This is a genomic window from Cognataquiflexum aquatile, from assembly GCF_003316845.1.
Lineage (GTDB): Bacteria > Bacteroidota > Bacteroidia > Cytophagales > Cyclobacteriaceae > Cognataquiflexum > Cognataquiflexum aquatile.
The window spans coordinates 184571-211131 of sequence record NZ_QMIK01000007.1; the positions used below are offsets into that span (position 1 = coordinate 184571).

At 42.4% G+C, this 26561-nt stretch carries 28 protein-coding genes and 1 tRNA gene; 9 read left to right on the forward strand and 20 right to left on the reverse strand.

Annotation, left to right across the window (positions count from 1 at the left end; genetic code table 11):
- Positions 1-27 precede the first annotated feature (27 nt).
- Genes DQW11_RS19145 through rhaM form a run of 3 tightly spaced genes read left to right on the forward strand, consistent with a single transcriptional unit; the run spans position 28 to position 855 of the window.
- Positions 28-246 (forward strand): hypothetical protein, encoded by a 219-nt coding sequence (locus DQW11_RS19145; protein ID WP_113925719.1) that lies wholly within the window; start codon positions 28-30, stop codon positions 244-246.
- Complete coding sequence (locus DQW11_RS19150) at positions 215-535, forward strand: type II toxin-antitoxin system RelE/ParE family toxin (protein ID WP_157966154.1); 321 nt, start codon at positions 215-217, stop codon at positions 533-535. Before DQW11_RS19145 ends, DQW11_RS19150 begins: the two co-directional genes overlap by 32 nt.
- Entirely contained in the window at positions 517-855 is a 339-nt protein-coding gene (gene rhaM, locus DQW11_RS19155) for an L-rhamnose mutarotase (RefSeq protein ID WP_232826801.1), read from the forward strand. Before DQW11_RS19150 ends, rhaM begins: the two co-directional genes overlap by 19 nt.
- Before the next feature lie 7 nt (positions 856-862).
- Here rhaM and DQW11_RS19160 read toward each other — a convergent pair whose 3' ends face one another.
- Genes DQW11_RS19160 through DQW11_RS19170 form a run of 3 tightly spaced genes read right to left on the reverse strand, consistent with a single transcriptional unit; the run spans position 863 to position 2255 of the window.
- Entirely contained in the window at positions 863-1159 is a 297-nt protein-coding gene (locus tag DQW11_RS19160) for a winged helix-turn-helix domain-containing protein (protein ID WP_113925721.1), read from the reverse strand.
- 3 nt (positions 1160-1162) lie between these two features.
- A complete protein-coding gene (locus DQW11_RS19165) occupies positions 1163-1738 on the reverse strand; it encodes a hypothetical protein (RefSeq protein ID WP_113925722.1) in 576 nt (191 codons plus the stop codon).
- Positions 1739-1748: 10 nt separating this feature from the next.
- Entirely contained in the window at positions 1749-2255 is a 507-nt protein-coding gene (locus DQW11_RS19170; protein ID WP_113925723.1) for a DUF1579 family protein, read from the reverse strand.
- A 133-nt stretch (positions 2256-2388) separates the two neighbouring features.
- Here DQW11_RS19170 and DQW11_RS19175 point away from each other — a divergent pair, with 133 nt between their 5' ends.
- A complete protein-coding gene (locus tag DQW11_RS19175; protein WP_113925724.1) occupies positions 2389-2760 on the forward strand; it encodes a transmembrane 220 family protein in 372 nt (123 codons plus the stop codon).
- A gap of 30 nt (positions 2761-2790) precedes the next feature.
- Positions 2791-3543, forward strand: coding sequence for an NIPSNAP family protein (locus tag DQW11_RS19180; RefSeq protein WP_113925725.1), 753 nt, complete (start codon positions 2791-2793; stop codon positions 3541-3543).
- A gap of 258 nt (positions 3544-3801) precedes the next feature.
- On the opposite strand, the gene DQW11_RS19185 is transcribed toward DQW11_RS19180, so the two are convergent.
- Positions 3802-7230 carry a ThuA domain-containing protein gene (locus tag DQW11_RS19185; protein ID WP_317047900.1) on the reverse strand — a complete coding sequence of 1143 codons (3429 nt, stop codon included), beginning with the start codon at positions 7228-7230 and terminating at the stop codon, positions 3802-3804.
- Between the two features lie 222 nt (positions 7231-7452).
- On the opposite strand from DQW11_RS19185, the gene DQW11_RS19190 reads away from it, so the two are divergent.
- Positions 7453-9792, forward strand: coding sequence for a glycoside hydrolase family 3 protein (locus DQW11_RS19190; RefSeq protein ID WP_113925727.1), 2340 nt, complete (start codon positions 7453-7455; stop codon positions 9790-9792).
- Positions 9793-9810: 18 nt separating this feature from the next.
- Here the strand turns inward: DQW11_RS19190 and DQW11_RS19195 are convergent, their stop codons facing one another.
- The 13 genes from DQW11_RS19195 to DQW11_RS19255 form a co-directional block, all read right to left on the reverse strand.
- The gene (locus DQW11_RS19195; protein ID WP_113925728.1) at positions 9811-10044 is read right to left on the reverse strand and encodes a hypothetical protein; all 234 of its coding nucleotides are present in this window, start codon (positions 10042-10044) and stop codon (positions 9811-9813) included.
- A gap of 170 nt (positions 10045-10214) precedes the next feature.
- The gene (locus DQW11_RS19200) at positions 10215-11414 is read right to left on the reverse strand and encodes a phosphoglycerate kinase (RefSeq protein WP_113925729.1); all 1200 of its coding nucleotides are present in this window, start codon (positions 11412-11414) and stop codon (positions 10215-10217) included.
- 247 nt (positions 11415-11661) lie between these two features.
- Positions 11662-12624 (reverse strand): L-threonylcarbamoyladenylate synthase, encoded by a 963-nt coding sequence (locus DQW11_RS19205; RefSeq protein ID WP_113925730.1) that lies wholly within the window; start codon positions 12622-12624, stop codon positions 11662-11664.
- Between the two features lie 2 nt (positions 12625-12626).
- The gene (locus DQW11_RS19210; RefSeq protein WP_113925805.1) at positions 12627-13310 is read right to left on the reverse strand and encodes a tetratricopeptide repeat protein; all 684 of its coding nucleotides are present in this window, start codon (positions 13308-13310) and stop codon (positions 12627-12629) included.
- A gap of 54 nt (positions 13311-13364) precedes the next feature.
- Positions 13365-13814, reverse strand: a complete 450-nt coding sequence (locus DQW11_RS19215; RefSeq protein WP_113925731.1) for an acyl-CoA thioesterase — start codon at positions 13812-13814, stop codon at positions 13365-13367.
- A 20-nt stretch (positions 13815-13834) separates the two neighbouring features.
- Positions 13835-14386 carry an NUDIX hydrolase gene (locus tag DQW11_RS19220; protein WP_113925732.1) on the reverse strand — a complete coding sequence of 184 codons (552 nt, stop codon included), beginning with the start codon at positions 14384-14386 and terminating at the stop codon, positions 13835-13837.
- Position 14387: 1 nt separating this feature from the next.
- Positions 14388-14981 carry a hypothetical protein gene (locus tag DQW11_RS19225; protein WP_113925733.1) on the reverse strand — a complete coding sequence of 198 codons (594 nt, stop codon included), beginning with the start codon at positions 14979-14981 and terminating at the stop codon, positions 14388-14390.
- A complete protein-coding gene (locus tag DQW11_RS19230) occupies positions 14981-16891 on the reverse strand; it encodes a RecQ family ATP-dependent DNA helicase (protein ID WP_113925734.1) in 1911 nt (636 codons plus the stop codon). The genes DQW11_RS19225 and DQW11_RS19230 overlap by 1 nt, the downstream gene beginning before the upstream one ends.
- A 1-nt stretch (position 16892) precedes the next feature.
- Complete coding sequence (locus tag DQW11_RS19235; protein WP_113925735.1) at positions 16893-17669, reverse strand: enoyl-CoA hydratase/isomerase family protein; 777 nt, start codon at positions 17667-17669, stop codon at positions 16893-16895.
- Positions 17670-17748: 79 nt separating this feature from the next.
- Positions 17749-19707, reverse strand: coding sequence for a ComEC/Rec2 family competence protein (locus tag DQW11_RS19240; protein ID WP_113925736.1), 1959 nt, complete (start codon positions 19705-19707; stop codon positions 17749-17751).
- Positions 19708-19797: 90 nt separating this feature from the next.
- On the reverse strand, positions 19798-20334 hold the full coding sequence (locus DQW11_RS19245; protein WP_113925737.1) for a DUF3575 domain-containing protein: 537 nt from the start codon (positions 20332-20334) through the stop codon (positions 19798-19800).
- Between the two features lie 42 nt (positions 20335-20376).
- A complete protein-coding gene (locus DQW11_RS19250) occupies positions 20377-20841 on the reverse strand; it encodes a GNAT family N-acetyltransferase (RefSeq protein WP_113925738.1) in 465 nt (154 codons plus the stop codon).
- Complete coding sequence (locus tag DQW11_RS19255; protein WP_113925739.1) at positions 20771-21772, reverse strand: PhoH family protein; 1002 nt, start codon at positions 21770-21772, stop codon at positions 20771-20773. Before DQW11_RS19255 ends, DQW11_RS19250 begins: the two co-directional genes overlap by 71 nt.
- 103 nt (positions 21773-21875) lie before the next feature.
- On the opposite strand from DQW11_RS19255, the gene DQW11_RS19260 reads away from it, so the two are divergent.
- The 3 genes from DQW11_RS19260 (at position 21876) to DQW11_RS19270 (ending at position 23104) form a co-directional block, all read left to right on the forward strand.
- Complete coding sequence (locus tag DQW11_RS19260; protein WP_113925806.1) at positions 21876-22649, forward strand: SAM hydrolase/SAM-dependent halogenase family protein; 774 nt, start codon at positions 21876-21878, stop codon at positions 22647-22649.
- 1 nt (position 22650) lies between these two features.
- Positions 22651-22947 (forward strand): putative quinol monooxygenase, encoded by a 297-nt coding sequence (locus DQW11_RS19265; RefSeq protein WP_113925740.1) that lies wholly within the window; start codon positions 22651-22653, stop codon positions 22945-22947.
- Positions 22948-23020: 73 nt separating this feature from the next.
- Positions 23021-23104 (forward strand) — tRNA-Leu (locus tag DQW11_RS19270).
- Between the two features lie 209 nt (positions 23105-23313).
- On the opposite strand, the gene DQW11_RS19275 is transcribed toward DQW11_RS19270, so the two are convergent.
- The 3 genes from DQW11_RS19275 to lpdA all read right to left on the reverse strand — a co-directional run bounded on the left by DQW11_RS19275 (position 23314) and on the right by lpdA (position 26445).
- The gene (locus DQW11_RS19275) at positions 23314-24330 is read right to left on the reverse strand and encodes a threonine aldolase family protein (RefSeq protein ID WP_113925741.1); all 1017 of its coding nucleotides are present in this window, start codon (positions 24328-24330) and stop codon (positions 23314-23316) included.
- Positions 24331-24501: 171 nt separating this feature from the next.
- Entirely contained in the window at positions 24502-24954 is a 453-nt protein-coding gene (locus tag DQW11_RS19280; protein WP_113925742.1) for a DUF2721 domain-containing protein, read from the reverse strand.
- A 90-nt stretch (positions 24955-25044) separates the two neighbouring features.
- Complete coding sequence (lpdA, locus tag DQW11_RS19285; protein WP_113925743.1) at positions 25045-26445, reverse strand: dihydrolipoyl dehydrogenase; 1401 nt, start codon at positions 26443-26445, stop codon at positions 25045-25047.
- Positions 26446-26561 lie beyond the last annotated feature (116 nt).

Below are 26561 nucleotides of genomic sequence, written 5' to 3' on the forward strand. Positions count from 1 at the left end.
AATTAGAGTTATTATAAATGCAGGAACATGAGAGAGATCACTTTAAAAATCCCGGAAGAAAAGTTTGAGTTCTATATGGAGCTTTTTGAACAATTGGGTTTGGAAGCTGAGATGGAATATGACATTCCAGAGGAACACAAAGAGATCGTAAGGGAGCGGATTAGGAATTCCAAGCCGGAAAACTTAATCCCTTGGAAGAAAGCAAAAAAAATGCTTGATCACATCGCTGATTCCGATGGGATTTGAAGTTGTAATTGAACCTGCTGCTCTGCAGGACATTCAAGAAGCTGTCAATTATTACGATTTACAAGCACCAGGCTTAGGATATAAATTTGAGGAAGAACTGGATCATTGTTTTGAAGTTCTTGAAAACACCCAATTTTTTCAGATCCGATATGATGAGACCCGATGTTTACCCCTCAAAAGATTCCCTTACATGATTCATTACTCGGTCGATGAAAAGAACCAAACGGTTATCGTCAGGGCAGTTTTCAATACTTCCCGAAACCCAAAAATATGGAAATCTCGAGAATGAAAACAGAACAACGCTCATTTGCCTTCAAGATGTCTATCCGTCCCGGCATGGAAGAAGAATACAAGCGGAGACATGATGAAATATGGCCCGAACTGAAAAAACTACTCGAGGATTCGGGAATTTCTGAATATTTCATTTTTTTGGACAGAGAAACATCCACCCTATTTGCCTTTCAAAAAATAACCGGTAAGGGCAATTCCCAAGAACTCGGTAACCATCATTTGGTACAAAAATGGTGGAAATACATGGCCGATATTTCTGTTTCCAATCCTGACAATTCCCCGATTAGTGTTCCTTTGGAGGAAGTGTTCAGATTGTGATTTCTTTTCATTGAGAATCTCTCAGTTTGATATATCCCTCCAAAGCGCTCACATAATGGTCAAATGCTACTCTCCCGTTTTCGGTTATTTTGCATGTGGTCAGTGGAAAATTATCCCTGTAGGATTTACTTATCTCAATATAGCCTGCATCCTTGAGTTTGGTAAGCTGAACACTCAGGTTGCCGGCAGTTGAATTGGTTTTTTCTTTAATAAAATTAAACTCCGCCTCTTCCACAGCCATCAGCAATGACACAATCGCCAACCTCAATTGACTATGGAGAAGGGGATCCAAATCTTTGAACATAAATTATTTTTTTAAACTCCCCATCAAATGGGCAGGCAATATATAACTCACAACAATAGCGACCATTAAGAGCAACAACTGATATTGAAAAGGTTGAAAAAAAGCCATTACCCCACAGATCATGCTTGCCAAGGCTCCCCAAACGAGGTATTTATATTGCAAAGTAACTCCAGTGGTATAACCGGCTAATCCATACAACAACATAAAAAATGGATACGTGGAATCCCATCCGATTCTAAAAGAACCGATCAACAAGGCAATAATGGCGAAAAACATTCCTGTCCAAATCCCTGCCATTACCCTGCCTGTAAATGTTGGTCCGGTGGATGCTGTCTTTCTTTTGTTTATAAAAACAAAATGCGCACCGGAAACCAACGGCATTGCCAGCCAAACCAAAGAAGGATTTTGAAATCCAATCACAAATTCCAATAAATAATGAATCAGTGCGCATCCAAGTACCGAATACCCCCAAAGGAGATATATAAACCTGTCCGAATAGATTTTGTATTTGGTGGATTCGATCATCGTCCGGATCAACTGAATACTTTCAGCCTCATCCCACTTTTCGGTATTTTCCATTTTCGATATATTATTTTTTATCTAAAAGCATGTTGAAACTCGGATACCACGTTTTCCCATTGGGAGAAAATTCCCCTTTCTCTGACCATTGACCTTTTTCATTTAAAGTAACAAAATACCGAACTTTTCCCTGCGGAACATCAAAACCCCATTCCCAATTTTTGTCATCGTGCACGGTTACATAGGCTTTGGTCTTTTGTCCTGAAGCCAGCCAACTCAGCATTTCATATTCCTGTTTGGCTTCATCAAAAGTAATGATCGCAAAGGCATTGAATTCAAGTTTGTCTTCATTATATCCCTTTCCTTCGACAGAAAGTATTTTCCCTCCCAATTTCAACTCTACATTTTCATGTTGATTCAATTGCATGGTCTGACCCGGTCCGGTGGTTACACTAGCTTTTCCCTCCCATTTTCCTTCTATGAAGGAAAGTTTCTTTATGGCCTCTTGAGAGGAAATCTGTCCATATACTGACATTGAAGCCATAACCATTATGGTAATAAAAACTCCTATTTTCATAGCGTAAGTGTTTATTTGAATTTCAAATATAAAGTAATTTATATTATAAACCAAAATTGATTCAAATTTCTGCAAAAAACTTTTCCAAGCCCTCCATTTTAATTCCTAAATTGTAAACAAAACCCACCATACCATGAAAAATTTCCCAAAATACTTCTTCATTTTCTGGTCGATTGTATTCCTGCTTTTTGCCTATTGGCAAGTCAACGACCCCGATCCTCAAATATGGGTATCCGTCTATATACTTGCAGCTATATTTAGCGGACTTGCCATAATGGGAAAACATCCATTAATTCCTTTGGGAATAATTATTGTAGCCTGCATCGTCGGAGCGGTTTATTTCTATCCGACTTCGGTATCCGAGTGGGTCAATTATGAACTGGAAAACAAGGACCTGACCATGAAAACCCTGAAATCCGAAGAAGCTAGAGAAACATTTGGCTTGCTTATCATTGCAGCAATCCTTTCCGTATCAGCCTATTTTGGCTGGAAAAACAAAATCTAAAATTACAGTCCAATTAAATTATAATTCCTTATGAAAAAGTTTTCAATTATTATTTTGGTCCTTTGCGGCCTGATTCCCAATCTGATCCATGCTCAGGATACCCGGTATTTTGAAATGAGGACTTACACTGCCCATGAAGGGAAAAGACCTGATCTGATCAAAAGATTTCAAGATCATACCCTAAAGTTGTTTGAAAAGAACGGAATTGAAAACATTGCCTATTTCATTCCGACGGACGAAACCAACAATACCCTAACCTTCATTCTTGCCTATCCCAACAAAGAATCAAGGGATGTATTGTGGAATAAATTTGCCAACAGTCCCGAGTGGCAAGCCGCTGCCAAGGCCTCAGAAGCAAATGGTCCTTTGGTAGCGAAAGTTGAACAGGTATTTATGGAAAATGCTCCTGACCTGACACCGGAAATTATCCGCGATGATTACGAAGGAGAAAGGGTTTTTGAATTGAGGACGTATACCATGATGCCGGGAAAAGTGGATGCAATCCATGCGAGATTTAGGGATTATACCCGTGAACTGTTCCAAAAACACGGCATGATCAATGTCATGTATTGGTACACTGTCGAAAAAGATCCTGCTGTACAGACCAAATTGGTTTATCTTTTGGCTCATAAAAATGAAAAAGCAGGCAAAGCATCTTTTGAGAAATTCGGAAAAGATCCTTCTTGGATTGTAGTCCGTGATGCTTCAGAGCAAAACGGAAAAATAGTCGAAAAGATAACCTCGGTATACCTTAAGCCTCTTCCTTTCTCTCCTTTGAAGTAAAAAAGTTGTATTCGGTAAATTAATTTTACGCAAAGCACCTCTCTATACAACCTTAATCCCGATTCAAAAAGATATTGATGGATACTTGTTAATTTTTATAGCTATTGCTTTTGAGGGTATTGGATTAGTTCGAAAGAGCAGCATCATTTGCAACCCGAAAATAAATAAAAATGCCCCAAGAAAATCGATTGATCTTCTTGGGGCATTTCTTTTGGCTATAAATCAAGTGTACTTTTTAATTCTCTTTTGGTTTGACCCTTACTTTGCTTTGAATTCGGCTGAAACCAAGATCGCCATAGGTTCTCCTGCCACTGCCGGTCTGGTTACAAAATAAACATCATGCTTTTTGCCATCCGTGATTGGTTCAATGGCGATGTTTGCCATTCCTCCTGCACGTCCTCCCGGACCACCTGGATAAGTCATCAACTTGGTTTCGCCGATTTTCTTACCTGAAGGTGAATCCAATCTGACTTCAATGACAAAACCTTCTTTACTAGGTTCCTGACCACCTCCCAATACTTGGATAGAGGCTACATCAGTCAGGTCAATCCCCTGTAAGGCAAAAGATGCTTCCTTGTCAGGGATCATCATCAATATCATTCCGCCAAAATTCATGGTAGAGAAATCAACCAGATTTGTAGCCTGATCCATTCCCATTTTTGGATTTCGGAGGGTCACTGCACTGTTTCCTGTCAAAGGTTTGACACCTTCTGCACCCTTATCTGTAAAGCTTCCCGAAAGGACAAACACACCGTTATCACTCAGGGTTTTTCCTACTGTAGGGTCAACGGAACCTGTAGCCGGTAAAGATGGCGTTTCAACAGCATCTCTGCGGCCAAGGGAAAGAATATAGGCAACCACTTTTTTGGCGTCATCATTCTTTAATGTTGGATTTGCAGGCATCACTGTTTCACCCCAAACTCCGCCTCCGCCTTTTTGAATTTTGTTGACAAGGTAAGCCGTGGCAGCTTCAGGGTTTCTTCTGTATTTTCTTGCCACATCAACATAAGCAGGGCCAATTGAAGCTTCATCTTCTTTGTGACAAGTCTTGCAAGTCAGGGAGCTGATGATACTTTTTCCAGTCATGGCATCCGTCATGATCAGGTGACCTTTGGCCGCCTCTGCCTGGTCCAATCCTGAGATATAATCTGCTGATAAATATAATGTGGAAAGATCCTTGCCTGCTTCTGCATCATCAGGATCGGATACCGTTACGGTATACGCCACTTTTTTGCCAGGGAAATAGAAAGTCTGGTTACCATTTATTTCAATGTTAACTATCGGAGCGATATTTCCTGCATAAACAGATGCAATGGTACTTTTTGCACTCAACTTGGCAGGATCACTTACAGTTGCCTGCACATCATAATCCCCAACAGCATTGAAAGTATGTGTCAGTTTTGGCTCGGAAGTAGTTACTGTCTCACCGTTTCCAAGATCCCATACAAAACTCATAGGGTCATTTTCAGGGTCAGTGGCCTCTACTGTAAATGTTGCAGTAAAAGGAATTGAACCGGATTTTTTATCGACTGAAATGGACTGGACAACAGGAGTTCTGTTTCCGGCATTGAAATCGATTCTCGAAAGTCCTGAATCCGCATTTTTGGTAAACCAACCATTTCCATATTCCAACACATAGAATTTGCCATCAGGACCGACTTCCAAATCGATCAGGGCATTGAATTTGGTTTTGGACATAAAGGGCTCCATTTTGTCAAAGTCGCCGTTTGGCAACATAGTCACCACCTTGATCCAACCCCTCACCCAATCGTACATAAAGAACTTCCCGTCGTAGTAGGAAGGATATCTTGTCTCGGCAGGATACATGTCTGAGTAATAGACAGGACCTGCCATGGCATTTCTACCGCCTGTGCCCACCTGTGGAAACTCAGGAGAAACTCCATAAGGATACCAAATGAAAGCAGGCGACATCGGCGCTACCACTTTCACCCCGGTATTGTTTTTGGAGTTATTGGCCGGCTTCTCTGGATCAAAAGGCGCTCCGGGAGTTCCGGTAGCATAGTCGAATTCAAGGTAAGGGTAATTGTTGCCCACAAAATACGGCCAACCAAAATTGCCTGCTTTTCTTGCCTGATTGACTTCGTCATAGCCTCTTGGTCCTCTTGTGGCCAAGCTGTCATTTGCAGCATCAGGGCCTACTTCTCCCCAATAGAGGAATCCTGTTTTTTGATCGACGGAAATTCTATAAGGGTTTCTGTTTCCCTGAACATAGATTTCAGGTCTTGTGCCTTCTGTTCCTTTTGGATATAAATTGCCTTCCGGAATCTCGTAGCTGCCATCTTCATTTACCTTGATCCTCAAAATCTTTCCTCTCAAGTCATTGGCATTTCCCGAGCTTCTCCTAGCATCATATTGCTCAAAACCATCTCTGTTGTCCAAAGGTGCAAAGCCTCTGTTGACAAATTTGCTGTCTTTTTGGTCAAAAGGCGTGGAGTTGTCACCTGTCGAAAGGTAAAGCAAGCCATCCTTGTCAAAAGCAATGGAACCACCGGTATGGCAGCATATATTTCTTTGGGAATACAATTCCAAAATGATTTTTTCAGAAGCCAAATCCAGCTTGTCATTTTCAAATTTGAACCTAGAAAGTCTGTTGACTTCCTTGTCGGTAGGGCTGTAAAACATGAAAATGTAATTGTTTGTAGCAAAATTGGGATCCTTCTGAATGCCCATCAAACCTTCCTCGGCATTTACTCCCGGAGTGCTTGTTTTCCAATACACATCCAGCTTGGCAATCTCTCGTACTGTGGAATCACCGTTTTTGTACAGCATGACCTCACCTCTTCTTTGTGCTATCAAGATGTCAAGATTGGGCAAAATGGTCATTTCGGTAGGTTCGGTAAATTCACCGACTACAAGGTTGATCTTTTCAAACCTGTTTTCCTCAGGCACCCTTTGTGTCTTTGCTTTGGAATAATCCAACTCTTTGTTTTCTCCGATAGCATATTTGATTCCTTCAAGAACATGTTTTAGGAAAAGTTCTTCAGTATAAGATTCTTTGGTGTGGCCCCCTGCGGTGTAGAATGCCCTTCCACCATCAAATTCATGGTACCAAGCCATCGGATGGAATCCCATCGGTTTGGTCTGCAAGTAGCTAGACTCATCGATGTCCATCAAAACATTGACGTCAGGATTCATTTTTTTGAAATGATACCATTCGTCCCTTCTGTTCCAAATCTCCGGTAAAAAACGGGTGGTAGAATGATTCCTATCCGTAACATTCAATTTACCATCCTGAACATTTGGATGTGGGTCACCTATGCCGGGATGATAAGAAAAATTAGCGCCGGCAAGTCTACTATACCATCCCCACTCATATTCTGTATCCGCTGCTGCGTGGATTCCTACATATCCTCCACCTGCTTGGATATATCTCTCGAAATCTGCCTCCTGATAATGGTTGAGCACGTCACCCGTTGTACTTAACCAAATGACAGCTGAATATTGTTTCAGGTTCTCCTCTGTAAACATTTCCGCATTGGTCGTGGTGTCCACGTCAAATTCGTTTTCTGCACCAAGCTTTTGGATAGCAGCTACCCCATCCACGATGGATTCATGATAAAATCCGGCTGTTTTACTAAATACAAGGACTTTTGGTTTTCCGCTTCTTTTATTGCAGGACGAAAAAACCACCAAGACCATCACTAGAAGAAATAAACTTCTTTTCAAGGAATTAAGGGTTAACATAGGTTATTGTTTTTTGGAAATATTTGGAAATATAAGGAGATTCTCAATGAGCTTGCAAATGAATCATTTAAGTGGGCATTTGGCCGTAAGATTGGTTGAATTCATTGAACCAAAAGCAAATATTAATTAATTAAATTGAGGTGCAAAAATTTCATTATGTATTTTTTACATTTTGAAATACATTTGGATATAAATACGCTGACAATGAAACAAATAACCAAAAAAACCATCCCCATGTTTGCGATAGCAGCCATGTTGATGTCCTGCGAAAAAAATGTGGTGGAAGAAACCCAATTAGATGGAAATATCACCATCCTCACCCAATCAAAAGGTGCAAAACTCGGTTATTCAAAATCTTCGGGTGTCAATATTCTTGATGAAAAAGGGTTGAAATTCAAGGACCTTAACAAGAACGGAGAACTTGACAAATACGAAGACTGGAGGCTTTCCTTTGAGGATAGGGCAACTGACTTGGCCACCAAATTGTCAGTCGAACAGATTGCAGGACTGATGCTTTACAGTTCTCACCAAGCCATCCCTGCTGCACCAGTGGGATTTGGTGCAGGTACATACGAAGGAAAAGCACTTTCTGAGAGCGGCATGCCTTCTTCCTCGCTTTCAGACCAGCAAAAGAAGTTTTTGACTGAAGACAATCTCAGGCATGTACTGATCACAAGGGTAGAAAGCCCTGAAGTAGCTGCCCAATGGAACAACAATGCCCAAGCTTATGTCGAAGGTTTGGGTTTCGGAATTCCGACCAATAACAGTTCAGACCCAAGACACAGCCCAATCGCGAGTACGGAATACAATGCCGGCGCAGGAGGCAATATTTCCATGTGGCCTGAGGCCCTTGGATTGGCAGCGACTTTTGATCCGGCTTTGGTGCAAAGGTTTGGAGAAGTTGCTTCCATAGAATACCGGGCTTTGGGATTGACGACAGCACTTTCTCCGCAGATAGACCTCGGTACCGAACCAAGGTGGAACAGATTGAAAGGGACTTTCGGAGAGGATTCAAGACTATCCGCGGACATGGCACGGGGATATGTAGACGGATTTCAGTCTTCTGCACCTGAATATGAAATCTCCGGAGGTTGGGGCTTTCAAAGTGTCAATGCCATGGTCAAACACTGGCCAAGCGGCGGACCTGAAGAAGGAGGAAGAGATGGACATTTTGCTTACGGAAAGTTTGCGGTGTATCCCGGAAACAACTTCGAAGAACATTTGGTACCCTTCACAGAAGGCGCATTTAAACTGAGCGGAAAAACCAAATCCGCTTCAGCAGTCATGCCCTATTATACCATTTCTTATGGGCAGGACAGTAAAAACGGAGAAAATGTAGCCAATGCCTACAGCGATTACCTCATTACTGATTTGTTGAGAGGAAAATATGGGTATGAAGGCGTCGTCTGTACCGATTGGGGAGTGACAGGCAATGAAAGAGACAATGTGGAAGTCTTCGCAGGAAAACCATGGGGAATGGAAACTGCCAGCATTGCCGAAAGACATTACTGGGTAATCATGGCGGGTGCCGATCAGTTTGGCGGCAACAATGACATCAAACCTGTCTTGGAAGCCTACCAGTTAGGCGTTAAAGAACATGGTGAAGAATGGATGAGGGCAAGATTTGAAAAGTCAGCGGTGAGGTTGTTGAGGAATATTTTCCAGACAGGCTTATTTGAAAACCCTTACCTCGAAATCGCCCATACCAAGGAAACTGTCGGTAATCCGGCATTTATGGAAGAAGGATTTCAGGCGCAAGTCAAGTCCGTGGTCATGTTGAAAAATAAAGAAAACGTCCTTCCTATCGCCAAAAACAGCAAAGTCTATATCCCTAAAAAATTTATTCCTTCCACTACCAATTGGTGGGGAATCAAATCGGAAGAAAAATGGGTAGATGCAGTGAACCTTGAAATCGCCAAAAAATACTTTCAGGTTACCGAAAATCCCGAAGAAGCAGATTTTTCCTTGGTCTTTGTCAGCAATCCCGAATCAGGAACAGGATATGACCCTGCTGACAGAATAAACGGAGGCAATGGTTATGTCCCCATCAGTCTTCAATACGGCACTTACACGGCTGCTACTGCCCGAGAACAAAGCATTGCGGCAGGAGATCCAGTACTTGCGCCTCAGGTCACCAACAGGTCATATAAAAACAAAACCATCACAGCCTCCAATCTGAAAGACCTTCAAAACGTCATGGATACCAAAAAAGCCATGAACGGAAAACCTGTAATAACCATCATTTCGGCCTCTAACCCGATGGTTTTTTCAGAATTTGAAAAAGAGGTTCAGGGAATCGTGTTGCACTTCAATGTTCAGGATCAGGCAATTTTGGATATTTTATCCGGTGCTGCAGAACCAAGCGGATTATTGCCGGTACAGATGCCTGCCAATATGGAGACCGTCGAGAGCCAATTTGAAGATGTGGCGCATGATATGGATTGCCATGTGGATGAGGCAGGCAATACATACAATTTTGCTTTTGGATTAAACTGGAAAGGGGTAATCAAAGACTCCCGTACGGAAAAGTATCAGAAAAAATAAATCTCCAAACCACAGAAATCAAGAACCACAATCAAAAGTCTCATAGTCTTCCTTGAAAACTGACTTTAATCTACCCTCTCCGTCACGGTAGGTTATGGTCCCTGTTCTTGTATTCTGCCTGATGTCCTGACTCATTTCGATGGTTGTTCCATCTTTTAGAAGTACGGTACAGGTTCCTGAGATTTCTTCGATATCGGATATACAACTTCCCAATCCCAGGATAAGGATGGATGCAAAAAAGATTTTTTTCATGGGTGAAGATTTAACAATAAAGGCCAAAATTACAATTTTGTATCAAAACGCAAGGAGGATTAGATTATTCTTTCTCGAATGATTTTTGTGGGTAAAGGTCTGAAAGAAAAAAGGCCGACAATTGTCGGCCTTTTTTCGTAATCTTTTCACTTACTTTCTATTAGCTTTTATCAAGGCATCAAAGCTGCCACACCCGGCAATACTTTGCCTTCCATGTGTTCTAGCAAAGCACCTCCTCCCGTAGACACGTAAGAAACTTTATCTCCAAAACCGAATTTGTTGACAGCTGCGGCCGAATCACCGCCACCGATAAGGGAAAATGCCCCTGCTTCGGTAGCATCAGCGATAGCTTGTGCAACAGATACTGTTCCATGAAGGAAGCTGCTCATTTCAAAAACACCCATCGGGCCATTCCAAAGAATGGTTTTGGAAGATTTGATGACATCTCCGAATAATTTTCTTGTCTCTGGTCCGATATCCAATCCCATCCAATTGTCAGGAATTTCTCCTGCTTTGGCCAAACCCTGTTCGGCATCATTGGCAAAAGCCTTAGAAGTAACCGTATCCAATGGAAGAATGATTTTCACCCCTTTTTGCTCTGCCTTTTTCATCAACTCCAACACATAGTCCAACTTGTCAGGCTCGCAGAGAGAATCTCCGATTTTTCCACCTTTGGCCTTGGAAAAAGTATAGGACATTCCGCCGCCGATGATTAAGTTGTCGACTTTGTCCAATAACCTCTCGATAATCAAAATTTTGTCAGAAATCTTCGCTCCACCCATGATGGCAGTATAAGGTCTCTCTGGGTTTTCAAGGACTTTGTCAGAATTATCAAGCTCTGAAATCATCAGGTAACCGGCAGCTTTGGTATTGAAAAATTTGGCAATCACAGCCGTGGAAGCATGTGCACGGTGGGCGGTGCCAAAGGCATCATTCACATACACATCACCCAATTTTGAAAGCTTTTCTGCAAAAGCTTCATCTCCTTTTTCTTCTTCTTTGTAAAACCTGAGATTTTCAAGCAAAAGCACTTCCCCCGGTTTCAAGCCTGCAGCCAGGTTTTTGGCTTCCTCTCCGATACAATCCGGCGCAAATTTCACAGATTGCCCCAATAATTTTTGGAGATTGTTGATGACATGTTTTAGAGAATATTTCTCCACAGGACCATCTTTTGGCCTTCCAAGATGCGACATCAGGATCACTGAACCGCCGTCCTTTAATATTTTCTCGATCGTGGGAATGGCCGCACTGATCCGGGTATCGTCTGTTACATTTTGGTGCTCATCCAAAGGGACATTAAAATCTACCCTGACAAGGGCTTTTTTACCCTTAAAATCAAGATTGTCCACACTTTTGATTCTGTTGTTCATGTTTATTGTTGTTTAAAAGGTTTTGAAGATTAAAGAAAGTTAGAAGTGGGAAGTAGGAAGTTAGAAGTAAGAAGTGGGAAGTAATTTTGGTTTTTTGACCTTTCATCGAATGAAGAAAATAATTCTGACACTGAAAACTGATCTCTGCCAACTTACCACTTCTAACTGTAAAACTTACCACTGAATTCTGATCCCTGCCTACTGAATACTGTAAACTGACCACTGAAAACTGCCCACTGAAACCTGCCTACTGAACAGCCGCTCTCCGCAGTCTGTCATTGATCGCCCTACCCAATCCTTCCTCAGGCAAAAGCTCTGATAAAATTACGGAAACATCCATGGTATCCAAAGCCCGCATGGCTGCAAATAGATTTTTTGCTGCCTCATTCAAATCCTTTGTTTGGCTCAATTGGATTTGTTTGGATTGATCTAGGGATGGAAATTTTTGATAGAAAGATAAAATCGCGAATGGAATTCCTTTTTTGGAATATTCCAAAACAAGATCTTCTAATTTACCAAGAATAAATGGTTTTGTTGGGGAATAATGGCTCTTGAGCATACCCGGTGACTTTGGATTGGAGGTCGAATGCGTCATTACTTTCACTTCGCCAACCACTTCACGGATGGCATTCAGGTCCAATCCTCCCAAACGGTAGACGGTCACTTCCCCTTCCTCCAATCCCACGATGGTACTTTCCAGTCCGACTTCACAGTCTCCTCCGTCAAGGATATAGGCTATTTTGTCTCCCAATTGGTCATTGACATGGCTTGCTTTGGTAGGACTGATGTAGCCAAAGGGATTGGCACTCGGCGCTGCCAAAGGAAAATCCAATTCTGACAATAGCTCGTTGGTCAGTGGATGACTCGGCACCCTTACTGCCACGGTATCCAACCCGCTTGTAACCAAGTCAGGTACAATTTCCCTTTTTTTCAGAAGCAAAGTCAGTGGCCCCGGCCAAAATTTCGATGCCAACAGATCCAAAGGGAAAGGGATTTCTTTGACAAAATCATGGACCCGTTCCGTGGCGGAAGTATGCAAGATCAAAGGATCAAAATCCGGTCGGTTTTTGGTTGCAAAAATCATGGCCACAGCGTCAGGATTGAGGGCATTGCCGGCCAATCCATATACCGTTTCGGTTGGGATTCCGACCAAATGCCCTTGCTCGAGCAGGGTTTTTGCTTTTGATATGTCCTTACCGATTGTGGCCATTATTACTTACAAAAATCGTCTATCCAGGTTTTTGCCTCCGCATATCCTAAACTCAAGGCAAGCTTGAGATTGGCGCAACCGTCTTCTTTCTGACCGAAAGCACTCATCTGCGTCACACCCAAAAGGTAATAGGCCGCTCCGTTTTGCTTGTCAAGGTTGACGGTATTGATCAGTGAGTTGATGGCTGAGACAGGGTCATTGTTGCCCAATTGGGCTTTGGCTTTATTGAATTGTGCCAAGGCATTTTTCGGATCCGCCTGAAGCGCCACATCAAAATCGAAGATGGCATCTTCATATTGTTCCAAAGCCAATAAGGCAAGCCCTCTGTTGTAGTAAATGTCGTTTTGTTTTGGATCGAGTCCATTGGCAGTATTGTAATCCAACAGGGCTTCTTTGTAGGATTTTTTCTCCAAATAGGCATTGCCCCTGTTGAAGTACGGTTTGTAAGAAGTGGAATCCACATCAATTGAAGCAGAAAAAGAGGCTATGGCTTCATCAAATTTACTTTGTTGGAAAAGGGCAACACCTTTTGCATTCAGTGCGGTGGTATTTGTAGGATTTTTTTCGATGGTCCGGTCAAAGAACTCAATGGCTTTGTCATATTGCTCGGTTTCCATCATTTTGATTCCCTCATCAAAGAGCTCTTGCTCGGAAGGACTACAGGACCAAAACGAGATGATGGCCATCAGCCAAAGGAGATTTTTTTTCACGGTAGTTTAATTTTGGGCAAAGATAAAGAATTATGCCTCTTTGGAAGATTCTCCCAACAATTTTACAGCATAGTCTTTGGGTACCGGTACCGGCCGCATGGTCTCCATGTCCACAAACACCATGGTGGTGGAAGCTTGGGCAAAGATTTTATCCCCGCCGTCTTTTGATTTCCCCATCAATACCTGCTCCAGAACAAATGAAGTATTCCCGATTCCGGTACATTTTACATAGACCTCGGTCCTGTCTTCGGCATGGATGGGAGTCCGATAGTCAATATTAATATTGGCAACTACAGTACCTACTTTAAAAATATCCCATTCGCAGACCCTGAATAAAAATTCTGCCCGGGCATGCTCAAAATAATTGAAATAGATCCCGTTGTTGACGTGCATATAGCCATCGATATCCGAAAAACGGACCTGAATCGGGACTGAAAAAGAAAAAGAGGACAGTACATCCTCCGGTTTATATTTGTTCATGGCGTTGATTCTTTGATGGTTCACATCAAAATTTCTGATTTGGAGGTTTTTTCCAACATCCTCAAAATTGACGGATTGGGACCGACCATATCTTCGACTGCATCAAACTGTATCCAGGCAAGATCTTTACTTTCTTCCGAAATCTGCAAAGGCTCGTTCATTTCAGCCTCAAACAAAAACCGCACATCATAATGGAAATGCTCAGGAACATCGCCTCTCTGCGGAATCGTGTGCCTGTCGATGTCAAAAATCCTTGAATCCACAATCCTCAAAGAAGTCAACCCGCTTTCTTCCTGTGCTTCGGCCATGGCCACCTCGAGAAGGTTTTCATGCCCATCCGCATGGCCTCCGAGTTGGAGCCATTTGTTAAGTTTCCGGTGCAAAGTCAACAGCGTATGTGTCCTTCTCTTATTGACAATCCAAGCTGATCCGGTAAAATGTCCCTCCAGTCTTTCCCTGACAAATGCATTGTCATCAAAAGTCAGTTCGATGAAATCACCCACAAAAGAGGATTCATCTTCAAAGGGTGTTCTATAATTTTCAAGGTTTTCTCTAAGTGATTTTCGGTCCATACTAAGGGTAGGTTTGAAATAAATCGTCGATAAACTGGTCAAAGGGCTTAGCGTTTTGATACAAGTGGTCTGAATAGACCGTGACCAAAACTTTGAGGAAGCTGGGTTTATCGTTGATATTGACCTTTTCGATGCTCACATTGCCAAACATCTGGTCAATCTTTTGGGAAAAATCAGTGCTACTCAGGGGTGGCTTGAAATACTGTTTTTCAGTAGTCCTGACATTTTCCTGAATTTCCTCCATTTTTCTGTCCAGACTTACACGATGATATCCCAAATCTAACATTCGTCTGCCAAAAGCAAAGAAAAGATGGGAAAAAGTTTTTTCGTCCAACGGGGTTTCAAAAGAAACTGCAAATCCATTGGCATATGGAGAATTGAGGATATGCACCTCAGGGGAACCCGTGATTCCTGACTTTTTGAAATGGTAATTTTTATTGATGATCTTCAGCGTCGCCATCCCCTCCTCTGATTCCATCCAATGTGCAACCATGTCCTTTTCCCCTTCGGATTGGGAAAAATTCTCTTTCACGTTCATGGGAGCTGATTTTTTAGGAAATAATTTTCCCAAAATATCATCAATAAATGAGGCCATCAGTGTTTGATTTTATAGGTGCCGTTTGGTTCTGTCATGATCAATCCTTCCTCCTCGAGTTCTCTCAAAATCCTGACTGTAAAAGGATCGTTTTTCAGGCCGGGGATTTCATGGATTTGATGAAGAGAAAACAAGGTTCCTCCACTTAAAGTTTGAATAATCTTTTTCCTGACTCTTTCCGCATCGGTGTCATGGTGCTTCCGGTTTTCCAGACAGACATCGCAAATTCCGCAAAAGTCATCTCCCTCTTCCCCAAAATAAGAGGATATCTGATTTGCCCGGCAGAGGAAAACGTTCTTGATATAGCCTACCATCGATTTAGCTTTGGAAATGGCGTTTTGCCTCCTTTCTTCAATTCTTTTGGCATTCAAGGGAAGTTTTCCGGCATCAAACCTCGCTGTCAGAAAAGTGATTTGGGGTTTGTCTTTTCTGGGATGGTAAGCCAAAATCCCCACCTGATCCAGGTATTCGAGTTGTTTGATCAGGTCGGACTCTTCCATCTTGGCGTTTTTTGCCACTTTGGATTCTTGGATTTTGAGGTATTCGACAAAAAGTTCCCCGCCATAGGTCCGCATCAAGACTTTGATCAACGGGTCCAATTTGGCATTGGCGATCTGAAATTCGTATAGTTTGCTTTGGTCAACCAAAAAATGAATAGTCGAAGGTGAATAAAATCCTTCATTCAGCTCCAAAAATCCTTCCTCCTGCAGTACTTTGAGGGCATTGTATGTTGTCAGCAAATCAAGCCCATATGTCGACGTAAAGGAAGACATGTCAAAATCATAACTGACCATAAACCCGCTTCCCACCGCAATCCGGTATTGATTTGCCAGACTTTGGTATACTTTCTTCAAGAAATCAATCGGAGGATATGCCATTGCGGCACGCTCTTCCAAGACCATCATGTCCTGCTCATTGGTGAGCAAAACCCCATAAGCTTTGTGTTCGTCCCGCCCTGCACGGCCAGCTTCCTGATAGTAGTTTTCCAGGTTTTCGGGCAGGTCCATATGGATGACTGACCTGACATCCGGCTTGTCGATACCCATCCCAAAAGCATTGGTGGCGACAATGACCCGGATTTGGTTTTTCTTCCATTCATTTTGCCGCTTGTCTCTCGTCTCATTGTCTAGGCCGGCATGGTAAAAACTTGCCGAAATCCCCATCTGATTGAGCACATTGGCGATATCCTTGGTGCCTTTCCGGTTTCTGACATAGATAATGGCCGAGCCGGGGATTTTATTCAGAATCTCAATGGCTTTTTCCAGTTTGTTTTCTACTAATCTGACCGAATAGCTGAGGTTTTTGCGGGAAAAAGAACGGACAAAGACCGATGGTTTTTTGAGCTCCAACTTCTCGATGATGTCTGCCTTTACTTTCAAAGTAGCGGAAGCAGTCAGGGCAAGACATGGAACATTCGGGTGAAATTCCCGGATCAGCGCAATCTCCAAATAAGGCGGTCTGAAATCATATCCCCATTGTGAGATGCAATGCGCTTCATCAACAGCGATCAGATTGACTTTCATTTTTTTGAAGCGCTCAATAAAAATCTCGGTTTTGAGCCGCTCCGGGGAAACGTAAAGGAACTTGTAATTGCCGTAAATGCAGTTGTCCAATACGGTATCGATCTCTCTTTTTCCCATCCCTGAATAAATCGCTGCAGCCAAAACCCCCTTTTTCCGAAGGTTGTCCACCTGATCTTTCATCAATGCAATCAGCGGGCTCACCACCACGCAGATTCCGTCCATCGTCAGGGCCGGAACCTGGAAACAAATGGATTTTCCCCCACCGGTGGGCAAAAGTGCAAGTGTATCCTTTCCTTCCAAAACAGAAAGCACGATCTCCAACTGAACAGGACGGAAGTCACTGTATCCAAAAACCGTACTGAGAATATGGAAAGCCTTTTCTCTCAATTTACCATTTGATTTGCTCTTTGTTCAAAAATGCGGTGACGCCTTTTTTGCAATCATCTGTTCCTCTAGCCTTGGCATTCATAGAAGCTGCATATTCCAAAGCCTCTTCCAAAGTCCTTTCCTGCACCCTTCCAATCATTTCTTTGGTAAGCGACATGGCTTCACCCGAGTTTTGTTCAATCAGTTTTTGTGCAAAACCATAGACCTTTTCTTCCAATTCAGCGGCTTCGACCACCCTGTTGATCAGTCCCATGGATTGGGCATAGGTAGCAGAAATCAAGTCTCCTTCCAGCAGCAGCTGCTTGGCTTTGCCTTCACCGAGTTTCCGAAGGAGAAAAACCATGACAATAGCGGGAATAAATCCGATTTTGACTTCTGTATAACCAAATTTTGCTTCGGAAACAGCAAATGAAAAATCACAGATACTTGCCAAGCCACATCCTCCAGCCAAGGCATGTCCCTGAATCTGCGCAATGATGACCTTGGGAAAAGTATAAATTTTGTGAAAAAGGTCTTTAAGGCCACGGCTGTCAATCAGGTTTTCTTCGAAAGAATTAAACTGAAGAGCATGTAGTGCCGCAAGGTCTGCACCTGAACAAAAGACTTTTCCTTCGGCTTTGATAACAATTACCTTGACAGCATCATCCCTTTCAAAATCCGTCAGTGCAGCATCAAGATAAGAAATCATTTCGCCGTTTAAAGCATTTCTTTTCTCGGGTCTGTTGAGGATAATGTAACCTATCCTGTCTTTGATAAGGGAAATTATAGGCTTGTCCATAGAGGTTGGAAATTGGTAAATAGAAATAAAATCGAGTATTGAAAGATAGCCGACTCCCTTTGCTCTTCCAAGATTACGCTTAGTTTATTATAATTTTATATGAATGACCGCCTATTGGTATAGAATCTGTTTTGGGCAATGTTTCCCATTTTATTTCATTCCACCTATAAACTGTAAAATCATTGATGTCATCGGGCAAGCGAATAGAATTCTTTTGAAAAATTAGATTTTGATTTAGCCCGGCAAGGGGGATTTCTAGTCCATTTTGGGTTTCAAAGGCAACCATTGGAAATCTGGATTTGGCGGAAGATGCAATTCTATTTGGGTTAACTTTATAGCTTATGTCTTGCTCTAAAGCTTGGTCAAACCAAAAAAGGGATTCTTTAATTTGATAATCAATAGCAAATCCCTTTCCGGCAGCATAAATGATGATTTCTTTTTTCTCCATTGGAAAAAAATTAATAACAGCCCGGAAAATCCCAATTATGCCTAAAAGAACCATTAAGGAATAGACTAATATTCTTCCAGGATATAGCCAAAGCAAAATGAACATTGCCAAAATCAACCAATAAACCCAAATGAAAACTTCTGAAAAAAAAATATCTGAAATCCTCGATCCGGGCAGTTCCTGAAACCAAAAAATCAGCGAATTGACCAAAACAATTAATTTTTCGGTAATCCAGCCCAACGCCAAAGAGACATAGGGAACTTTGACCAAAACCATAAAAGGAACCCCAAAAGCCATCATCAAAAAAGCGCCCGGAATAGCTACGACATTGGCAATCGCGAAGTATGTCGGAAAGACATGAAAGTAGTAAGCCGATATCGGAAAAGTGGCTAATTGGGCTGCAAAACTCACCGCCGTAATCTGCCATATATAATCCGCTATACGGTTTTTCGGACTCCAAAGGGGGACGATCAATGGTTGGATCACCAAAATCCCTATAAGTGCCAAGTATGACAACTGAAAACCCGCAGCATAGATTAAGAAGGGGTCATACACCAACAAAATCACTGCAGACAAGGCAATGGCATTGAAAATAGAAGGGTTGCGGGATTTCATCTGTGCCAGAGCCATCAATGAAAACATCGTCGCAGCCCGCATGACTGAAGGCGACATTCCCGTCAAAAGCGCATATCCCCAAATCAATAAAATAATTATGCTGAGATAAATGATCCTTTTTTTGACTTTGAGCCGATAGGGTTTTATAAACAAAAAGAAAAATCCATACACAATCCCGACATGCAATCCAGAAACAGCCAAAATATGCATGGCCCCCGTGGTGACGTAGGCATCAGAAATCGAAGTGTCCATATCTTTCTTTTGTCCCAACAAAATCGCTTTTGCAACCTGATTCGCTTCCCTATCATGGATCAGACTGTCCATGCCATCAAGTATCACTGATCTGATACCGATAAAGAAAGTCTCAACCGGATTTTCGTTTAGTTCACCCAATTTCTCAAACTTATCTCCTATAAAATGCTGGTGGGAAATCTGTTGGTTTTGCATGAATTTCTGGTAATCAAATTCAAATGGATTGGTTGGTCCCTGGATTTTTTGGGGACTGCCCGAAATCAGTAACAAATCTCCGGAAGAAAGTCCCTGAGCTGAGCGGTGGTAAATCAAAACTTCTCCCTGTTTTTCTTCCCAAACTTTCCCGTCAAATACCTTTTTGACATTGATCCTGTTTGCTTTCGAATTAGGCTTTGGTTCGTCATTGCTGATTACTGTTCCGAGATATGCCTTGATATCTTTGTTGGAATTCAAAAGGTGATTTGGGTCATTTAGGATGTCTCTGTGGTATGTGAAAAAATACCCCGCCACGAATAATTGGGCATAAGCCAAAAACGGAAGGATGATTATGAATTTATACCTTCCATGATGGTCATTGACAAAAACTATAAAAAGGTAAATCAAACCGCAAGCCCCACCAATCCCAATTAAAGCCCAAATCCCTATTTGGTTTACAGGATAAAAAACTATCCCGAGGATAAAGAAAAGAGCATATCGCAAAAATGGAAACTCCGAAAAATGCATGGGAAAATTGTTTCTCGGAATTTAAAAACAAAAAAAGAAAAAGGAGTCATTTCTGACTCCTTTGCCCCTAATTTAAACGTTTAATATTTTTTAGAAACGGTAACCGACGTTAAAACCGGCATTTACTTCTACTGCAGAAAAACGGTTTTGCACTTCTTGTGAAAACTGTCTGTTCAAAGAACCGAAGGGACCAAAAGCAAAATTGTTGAAATTCCACCTGTAACCCGCAATTAAGCCGATTGCGCCACTGTTCATATTGGTCACTGCCGTTGCATTATCGATGATTTCTTTAAAATCTCCAAAACGATATTTCAAAAAAGGTGAAATGTACATTTTCCCATTATCATCCCCTGCAAAATAGAAGTTATAAGAAACCAAAACCGAAGTTGTTTCAAAATCTCTTCCATCTTTTTGCCCACTGTACCCGAACCTGTCATTCAAATGCAATTCAATTCCAAGGGATTGGTCATGTTTCAAAAAGGCCTCATAACCGATTTCAACTGTGCCCATCAAAATGGTGTTTAGAAAATTGAGTCTGATTTCTCCTTTTGGATCTTCCAAAGATTGGGCAAAAGAATTGGCCTGAAAAAAGGCAAAACAAATAATAACAAACATTAATTTTTTCATATCAATAGCGTCGGTTTATGGTACAATTTATTCTTTCAAATATCAAAGGTATAATTCCATTTTAAAATGTTTGATATTACACTCCTCAAACATGTCGCCAACTTTCTGAAATCCAAATTTCGCATATAGCGGCATGGCGTCCAATTGGGCATGTAAGTATAGTTTTTTGCCTTTTGAATCCGGGTGAAGTTTGATATCCTGTACCACTGCATCGACCAGAGCAAAGCCCACTCCTTTTCCGCGCATAGGTTTCAATACTGCAAAGCGCTCAAGTTTCACGCCTTTGTCAGTGAATCTCCATCTTGCAGTTCCGGCAGGTTCTCCTTTTGATTTTGCCAAAAAATGAATGGAAGTATCCTCAAACTCGTCATATTCCTCAGCAGGATCCACTTCCTGCTCGATGACAAAAACTTCTTCTCGGATGCCAAAAACTGTTTTAAGCTGCTCCTTCGTCACTACTTTTTCTACGGAGATTTGCTTCTCTTCTTTCGTCTCTTTGGGATTCATCTTTTTCGTATGCTTCAATGATCGATTTGACTAATTTATGGCGGATAACATCCTTTCCACTCAGGCTTACAACGCCGATTCCTTTGACATCTTTGAGGATATGTAATACTTCAGTGAGTCCGGATTTCTTTTTGGTGGGAAGGTCGACCTGTGTCTGGTCACCTGTAATGATAACCTTGGAATTGGGCCCCATCCGGGTCAGGAACATTTTGATCTGCTCACTTGTCGTATTCTGCGCCTCATCCAACAGGACAAAAGCATCATGCAGCGTCCTTCCTCTCATGTAGGCAAGGGGAGCGATTTCAATGACTCTTGTTTCCTGGTAATATTTGAGCTTCTCCGCCGGAACCATGTCGGCCAAAGCATCATAAATCGGTCTTAAATAGGGATCCAGTTTTTCCTGTAAGTCTCCAGGAAGGAATCCCAGATTTTCACCTGCCTCCACAGCCGGGCGGGTGATGATGATTCTTTTGACTTCTCTGTTTTTCAATGCCCTGACTGCCAGCGCAACGGCGATGTAGGTCTTACCTGTACCGGCAGGACCCAATGCAAACACAAGGTCGTTTTTAGAAGCTGACTCTACAAGTTTGCGTTGGTTGGGAGATTTGGGCTTGACGACAAGCCCCTTGTTACCGTAGAGAATGACGTCATTCTTTTCATTTTCTTCGAAAGGCTGACCTTCCAAAGCAATATATTCTTTTACATTGTCCGGGGTCACATGACCAAACCTATGAAAATGCTGCAGAAGCATATTGATCAAATCATTGATTCGGAGAATCTCCGGGGCACGTCCCTGAATACGGATTTCATTGCCTCGGGATACTATTTTGCTTTGGGGAAAAGCATCAGCAATGCGGCGGATGTTCTCGTTTTCTGAGCCTAAAAAGTCCAGTAGCGGGATGTTTTCCAGAGTGATTATTTTTTCTACCAATCTAATTTCCTTGAATTGTGAAGTCTATAGAGGGTGTAAGCATAAAATTCCTAATTTTGTTCACACCTGTACAAAAGTACAAAATTTTAACAGACTTGCTTCCATGGCATTGATAACATTCACCTCAGATTTTGGAGACGCCGACTACTATGTGCCGGCTGTAAAGGCCAAGATGTTATCCATCAACCCACAATTGAATATTGTCGACATCACGCACAAAGTCGACATATACGACATTGCACATGCTGCTTTTGTCCTGAAAGCAATCTATAGAGATTTTCCAAAAGGCACTGTTCACCTGGTGGCCATGAACAGCACAAGCGCCAGCACAGAGGGTTATATAGGGATCAAGTTGGAAGAACATATTTTCCTGGGACCAAACAACGGAGTCCTCAGCCTGCTATCCGATTATGATCCGGGGATTTGTGTTCTTTTCTCCGAAGTGCATATCAAAGAAAGTACATTCCCTGTCAAAGATATCCTTGCACCCATCGCTGCCAAAGTGGCCTCCGGTGCTGCGATCCATGATTTTGGCGGTCCGCTGATGCAGATCAAAAAAATGATCCCAAGGCAATTCAAAGCCACCAAAAAACAGATAATAGGCCACGTCATCCGTATCGATAACTATGGCAACCTGATTACCAATATTCCAAAAGAGGTTTTTGACAAACTCAATCCCGGTAAATACAACGTGGAATTTGGTAGGGAAAGAATCAACAGGCTGAACAAAACCTATGACAATGTAGACGCAGGTGATTGCTTTGCTTTCTTCAACAGCATCGAACTCCTGGAAATCGGCATCAACCATGGACATGGGGCGGATTTGTTGGGATTGAGACATGACAGTCCTGTTTTTATCAATTTTGAAGCGGAATAAGATGCTGGTCCGAGTGGTAAGGATGACCTTTAGGGAGGAAGCTGTCAAAGCTTTTTTGGAAAATTTTGAAGCCAACAAACAAAAAATCAGAAATTTTCCGGGCTGTAGCCATCTGGAACTGTGGCAAGACGAGAACAACAAAAATATTTTCATGACCTACAGTCATTGGCAAAGTGAAGAGTCCCTGAATCAATACCGTGATTCCGAGCTGTTTAAAACTGTGTGGTCGTTTACCAAAACCCTTTTTGCAGAAAAACCTGTTGCTTTCAGTTCCAAAAAAATCCAAGAACTGCCCTGAAAGGTGTTGCAGGAAAAAAAATCTTTACTCATATTTGCATCCCGTTCAGCAAGGGACGGGTAATGATTGAAATGCCCAGATGGCGGAATTGGTAGACGCGTTGGTCTCAAACACCAATGAGGTTACACTCGTGCCGGTTCGACTCCGGCTCTGGGTACAGAGAAGCTCGCAGAAATGCGGGCTTTTTTTGTTTCGTTGTTTTTTGGGAGTTGATATGTTTTCGGGAATTCAATTCAAACCTGCGATTTTATTTTGAGTAGAAAACGAATCTCTTTTTATTTTACAGTACAGGTACCATTACTGAAACGGCAAAATCTCCCACTATTTCTGCTCAAATTATTTCTATCTATTTCGCAAAGCATATTTCTATCTTATTTCCCTGATTCTCCCCCCAAACTCTTCCAATCCCTCGTCCCCGAAATCCAAGTGGGTAACAAACCTGATTTGGTCTTTGCCAAAGCGGACAGCTTTGATGCCTACAGCATCCAATTTTTGAAGGATTTCGGCCGGAGTGATGCCCTTCAATCTTGCGATGACGATATTGGTGACGACGGGAAAAACTTCCGATACCAAAGGATGTTGCTCCAGGACCTCTCCTAATTTCTTTGCCCTGTCATGGTCGTCGGTCAATCTTTTGATTTGGTGATCGAGGGCATAGATTCCCGCAGCCGCTAAAAAACCCGCCTGCCTCATTCCGCCACCAAAAGATTTTCTGACTTTTCTGGCACGCTTGATGTCTTCTTTTGATCCTAGAAGGACAGAACCCACCGGACAACCCAATCCTTTGCTCAGGCAAACAGAAATGGTATCGAACATCGCTCCCCAAGCTTTGGGACTTTCCCCGGTGACTACCAAAGCATTGAAAATCCTTGCCCCATCAAGGTGAAGCTTCAAACCATGCCGATCACAAATGGCCCGGATGGCTTTGACTTCATCTATTGTATAAATACTGCCGCCGCCTTTGTTCATGGTGTTTTCGAGAGAAACCAAGATAGTCTCGGGAGCATGGACATCATCAGGATTGATGGCATCAGCGATGTCAGAAGGACTGATTTTTCCATATTCCCCGTCCAAAAGTTTTACCGAAGCATGGGAATTGGACATGATGCCTCCTCCTTCATAGAGGTAGATATGGGAATATTTGTGGCAGATCAGCTCGGTCTGTGGCCGTGTATGGAGACGGATTGCAATCTGATTGGTCATGGTACCGGAAGGGCAAAAAAGTCCCGCTTCCATGCCAAACATGTCAGCCAACTTCTGCTCCAAGGCATTGACAGTCGGATCTTCACCAAATACATCATCGCCAACTTGTGCTGACCACATGGCTTCCAACATGCCTTGGGTAGGCTTGGTGAGGGTATCTGAACGTAAGTCTATAATCATTTTAAAAGAATTAAAGTGGAGATATGCTTCGTGAAATAAATGGGAATATGCCTGCAGCGAAATATTAAAAGAAATATGCTACGCGAAATAAGGTGGAAATACGCCTTCGGCGAAATAGTCTTACACGATCAATCCATATTTCTATTGTATTTCAATAATATTACAACTTCATCAATCCTCGTTTTTGTCTTTTTTGAACCAAAAATCCAGACTGCTTTTCCGTTTTTCAAATATATTTTCCATATCCTGTAACTCCAGTTCAAGGGCTTGATTTGAGATAAAAATCTCTAACAAAGATATGCCCAAAGAAATCAGCAATGTCAGCATACTGGCAATAAACACATAATCAGCAGCCGGTTGGATTTCCATAAATATGAGGTACATACATATCACACAGAGGAAAAAACTCAATACCCCGCATAACTGCATGTATTTGATCATGCTGAGACGGCGCTTGAGATTATGAATCTGTTCAATGATAATTTCCTGATCGGGGTTTTCCAGAAATTTTTTATGAAGTCCCCTAATCAAACTCGCAACGGCCAAAAACCTGTTGGTAAAAGCGAGCATCATCAGGGTAATCGCCGAAAAAAGAAGGGCAGGTGTGGATATTTGGAGTTCCATGGTTGGTTCAATTTAAATAAGATTTGGGATAAAAAACAAAAACCCGGAAAGACTTCCGGGCTTCGTTTATTCTTATAAAAGCAATCTGAATTAAAGGTGGATTACTTCACCGTAAGCTTGTGCAGCGGCTTCCATGATGGCTTCTGACATCGTTGGATGCGGGTGGACCGTCTTGATCAAGTCCATGCCTGTTGTCTCCAATTTGCGGATGGCGACAATTTCAGCAATCATTTCAGTCACATTGGCTCCGATCATGTGAGCGCCAAGAAGCTCTCCGTATTTGGCATCAAACACCAATTTCACAAACCCGTCCTTGGCGCCTGCAGCAGAAGCTTTGCCTGATGCGGAGAAAGGGAACTTGCCGACTTTCACTTCATAGCCTGCTTCTTTTGCTTTGGCCTCGGTATATCCTACAGAAGCAATCTCAGGAATACAATAAGTACATCCGGGGATATTGTTATAATCAAGCGGTTCAGGATGGTGGTTGGCGATTTTTTCTACGCAGATGATTCCCTCGGCTGAAGCAACGTGTGCCAAAGCAGGTCCTGTGGTCACATCACCGATGGCATAGTAACCGGGCATATTGGTTTTGTAGAATTCGTCAACTTTGATTTTTCCTCTTTCCACCAAAATCCCAACATCCTCCAATCCGATATTTTCGACATTGGACACTACTCCGACAGCGGACAGTACCACGTCGCATTCGATGACTGTTTCTGCTCCTTTTTTATCCTTGACAGTCACTTTGCATCCATTGCCTTTGGTGTCAACCGCAGTCACCTCCGTGGAGGTCATGATTTTGATGCCGTTTTTCTTATATATTTTTTCCAATGCTTTGGATACTTCCTCATCTTCATTGGGTACGATCCTGTCCAAAAACTCCACGATCGTCACCTCAGTGCCGATAGAACTGTAGACGTAAGCAAACTCGACGCCTATCGCACCTGAACCGACAACAACCATTTTAGCAGGTTTCTTTTCCAAGACCATTGCCTTGCGGTAACCGATGATTTTATCGTTGTCAATCTTCACTGCGGGAAGTTCTCTTGCACGGCCGCCTGTCGCTATGATGATATGGTCTGCGGCATAGACGGTTTTTTTACCTTCGCTGTCTGCGACTTCGATTTTTTTGCCGGGCTGTACTTTGCCCCAACCTAAAATCTGGTCTATTTTATTCTTCTTAAGCAAAAACTGAACTCCTTTGGACATTCCGGCTGCTACATCACGGCTTCTTTTTACCATGCTTGGGAAATCCACTTCAGCACCTTTAACCTTGATGCCATAATCTTCAGAATGGCTGATGTATTCGAAAACCTGCGCACTTTTGATCAGAGCTTTGGTAGGAATACAACCCCAGTTCAGACATATACCACCTAACTCGGCGGCTTCCACTATGGCAGTTTTCAGACCCAACTGAGAAGCGCGGATCGCCGCTACATACCCACCCGGACCGGAACCCAAAACAATCACATCATATTTTGTTGAAGACATATTCTTACTGGTTAATATTAAAATAAGCTTCGCAAAAATAGGGCTTTTAGGCTGAGAAAAAAATCAAACAAAGACATCATTTGCATCACGCAGAGCCGCAGAGAAAAATAAAAGGA

Excerpts from the sequence above, each read along its gene's own strand:
- DQW11_RS19170 (WP_113925723.1), bottom strand. The coding sequence starts at position 2,255 with ATGAAAATAGGAGTTTTTATTACCATAATGGTTATGGCTTCAATGTCA.
- DQW11_RS19215 (WP_113925731.1), bottom strand. The coding sequence starts at position 13,814 with ATGAACAAATATAAACCGGAGGATGTACTGTCCTCTTTTTCTTTTTCA.
- DQW11_RS19275 (WP_113925741.1), bottom strand. The coding sequence starts at position 24,330 with ATGATTATAGACTTACGTTCAGATACCCTCACCAAGCCTACCCAAGGC.
- DQW11_RS19190 (WP_113925727.1), top strand. The coding sequence starts at position 7,453 with ATGAAACAAATAACCAAAAAAACCATCCCCATGTTTGCGATAGCAGCC.
- DQW11_RS19210 (WP_113925805.1), bottom strand. The coding sequence starts at position 13,310 with ATGGCCATCATCTCGTTTTGGTCCTGTAGTCCTTCCGAGCAAGAGCTC.
- DQW11_RS19160 (WP_113925721.1), bottom strand. The coding sequence starts at position 1,159 with ATGTTCAAAGATTTGGATCCCCTTCTCCATAGTCAATTGAGGTTGGCG.
- rhaM (WP_232826801.1), top strand. The coding sequence starts at position 517 with ATGGAAATCTCGAGAATGAAAACAGAACAACGCTCATTTGCCTTCAAG.
- DQW11_RS19240 (WP_113925736.1), bottom strand. The coding sequence starts at position 19,707 with ATGCATTTTTCGGAGTTTCCATTTTTGCGATATGCTCTTTTCTTTATC.
- DQW11_RS19235 (WP_113925735.1), bottom strand. The coding sequence starts at position 17,669 with ATGGACAAGCCTATAATTTCCCTTATCAAAGACAGGATAGGTTACATT.
- lpdA (WP_113925743.1), bottom strand. The coding sequence starts at position 26,445 with ATGTCTTCAACAAAATATGATGTGATTGTTTTGGGTTCCGGTCCGGGT.
- DQW11_RS19265 (WP_113925740.1), top strand. The coding sequence starts at position 22,651 with ATGCTGGTCCGAGTGGTAAGGATGACCTTTAGGGAGGAAGCTGTCAAA.
- DQW11_RS19180 (WP_113925725.1), top strand. The coding sequence starts at position 2,791 with ATGAAAAAGTTTTCAATTATTATTTTGGTCCTTTGCGGCCTGATTCCC.
- DQW11_RS19220 (WP_113925732.1), bottom strand. The coding sequence starts at position 14,386 with ATGGACCGAAAATCACTTAGAGAAAACCTTGAAAATTATAGAACACCC.
- DQW11_RS19165 (WP_113925722.1), bottom strand. The coding sequence starts at position 1,738 with ATGGAAAATACCGAAAAGTGGGATGAGGCTGAAAGTATTCAGTTGATC.
- DQW11_RS19175 (WP_113925724.1), top strand. The coding sequence starts at position 2,389 with ATGAAAAATTTCCCAAAATACTTCTTCATTTTCTGGTCGATTGTATTC.
- DQW11_RS19145 (WP_113925719.1), top strand. The coding sequence starts at position 28 with ATGAGAGAGATCACTTTAAAAATCCCGGAAGAAAAGTTTGAGTTCTAT.
- DQW11_RS19225 (WP_113925733.1), bottom strand. The coding sequence starts at position 14,981 with ATGGCCTCATTTATTGATGATATTTTGGGAAAATTATTTCCTAAAAAA.
- DQW11_RS19260 (WP_113925806.1), top strand. The coding sequence starts at position 21,876 with ATGGCATTGATAACATTCACCTCAGATTTTGGAGACGCCGACTACTAT.
- DQW11_RS19205 (WP_113925730.1), bottom strand. The coding sequence starts at position 12,624 with ATGGCCACAATCGGTAAGGACATATCAAAAGCAAAAACCCTGCTCGAG.
- DQW11_RS19250 (WP_113925738.1), bottom strand. The coding sequence starts at position 20,841 with ATGAATCCCAAAGAGACGAAAGAAGAGAAGCAAATCTCCGTAGAAAAA.
- DQW11_RS19245 (WP_113925737.1), bottom strand. The coding sequence starts at position 20,334 with ATGAAAAAATTAATGTTTGTTATTATTTGTTTTGCCTTTTTTCAGGCC.
- DQW11_RS19200 (WP_113925729.1), bottom strand. The coding sequence starts at position 11,414 with ATGAACAACAGAATCAAAAGTGTGGACAATCTTGATTTTAAGGGTAAA.
- DQW11_RS19195 (WP_113925728.1), bottom strand. The coding sequence starts at position 10,044 with ATGAAAAAAATCTTTTTTGCATCCATCCTTATCCTGGGATTGGGAAGT.
- DQW11_RS19280 (WP_113925742.1), bottom strand. The coding sequence starts at position 24,954 with ATGGAACTCCAAATATCCACACCTGCCCTTCTTTTTTCGGCGATTACC.